The sequence below is a fragment of the Arthrobacter sp. 01T428 genome (genome assembly GCF_056398685.1).
This window is the reverse complement of the sequence record NZ_JBFTPW010000044.1, coordinates 1-1,453: the sequence shown is the minus strand read 5'-3', so window position 1 is coordinate 1,453 and position 1,453 is coordinate 1. Positions and strand designations below refer to the sequence as shown.

General features: G+C 63.0%; 2 protein-coding genes. One reads left to right on the top strand and one right to left on the bottom strand.

Annotated elements, in window-relative coordinates; genetic code table 11:
* Positions 1-247: hypothetical protein (locus tag AC1DJB_RS23565; RefSeq protein WP_476910976.1), on the bottom strand; the 247-nt coding region annotated here is incomplete at its 3' end.
* Here AC1DJB_RS23565 and AC1DJB_RS23560 point away from each other — a divergent pair.
* Positions 180-1,445, top strand: coding sequence for an IS30 family transposase (locus AC1DJB_RS23560; RefSeq protein WP_476910975.1), 1,266 nt, complete (start codon positions 180-182; stop codon positions 1,443-1,445). The two genes, AC1DJB_RS23565 and AC1DJB_RS23560, sit on opposite strands and share 68 nt — an antisense overlap.
* The last annotated feature ends 8 nt before the right edge of the window (positions 1,446-1,453 follow it).

Here is a 1,453-nt window from a genome sequence, read left to right as displayed (position 1 = left end):
GGACGGATTCAACCGGTCGTCGCAACACCTCGATTCTGGAGGTAGCGATGGGCAGGCCAGCAGGCTGGATGAAGGCGTTGACGGGCAGATCTGCGATGAAATCACCCGGGAAGCCGTCATTACGGCGGGACACCGAGCGGGCGTTCTGGCGTGCGATCGCGACGGGGTGCACGAGCGAGGTGGCGGCGACGTCAGTCGGCGTGTCGCAAGCGGCTGGCACGCGCTGGTTCCGGGATCGTGGCGGCATGCCGACGTTCATGCTCACATCACCCAAAGGCCGGTACCTTTCGTTCGAAGAACGGGAAGAGATCGCGCTGTTGAAAGCGCAGGGCAGCGGTGTGAGGCAAATTGCCCAGGAACTGAAACGGAGCCCGTCAACGATTTCCCGGGAGCTTTGCCGGAACGCAGCTACTCGCGCGGGGAAGCTCGACTACCGTGCCTCGGTCGCGCAATGGAAGGCAGAACGGTTCGCCCAACGCCCGAAGACCGCCAAGCTTGTCACGAATGAACGGCTGCATCAGTACGTCCAGGACAAGCTCGCCGGTGTCGTCCGGGCACCTGACGGTCGTATCGTCACCGGCCCTGGGGCGCCGGAGTGGACGGGCAGGAACAAGCCGCACCGGGGCGACCGTGAGTGGGTGACAGCGTGGAGTCCGGAGCAGATCTCCAACCGGCTCAAAGTCGATTTCCCGGATGATGAGTCCATGCGTATCTCTCACGAGGCGATCTACCAGGCTCTCTACGTCCAAGGCCGTGGAGCGCTCAAACGCGAGCTTGTTCTGCATCTTCGTACGGGGCGCGCACTGCGCGTACCGAGAGCCAGGTCGAAACGGCAGTCCTGGGCTCATGTCACCGAGGAAACCCTCATCAGTAACCGCCCTCCCGAAGTCGCCGATCGCGCCGTTCCCGGCCATTGGGAAGGGGACTTAGTGATCGGCCTGCAACGATCGGCGATCGGTACCCTGGTCGAGCGGACGACACGGTTCACCATGCTGATCCACCTACCTCGCGAAGAAGGCTACGGAATCATCCCACGGACGAAAAACGGACCCGCGCTGGCCGGCTACGGCGCCGTGACGATGGCAGACGCCCTCGCCAAAACGATCACGACACTACCCCAACAACTGCGTCAATCGGTGACCTGGGATCGCGGCAAGGAACTCTCCGACCACGCCAGATTCACCGTCGACACCGGGGTAAGGGTCTACTTCGCCGACCCGAAGAGCCCCTGGCAGCGAGGCACGAACGAGAACACGAACGGGCYGCTGCGCCAATACTTCCCGAAAGGCACCGACCTGTCCCGATGGAGTAGCGATGACCTCGCAGCGATCGCGCACACCCTCAACACCAGGCCACGTAAAGCACTCGGCTGGAAGACGCCCGCCGAAGCGCTCGAGGAACAGCTACGATCAGTTCAACAACCCGGTGTTGCGACGACCGGTTGAATCCGTCC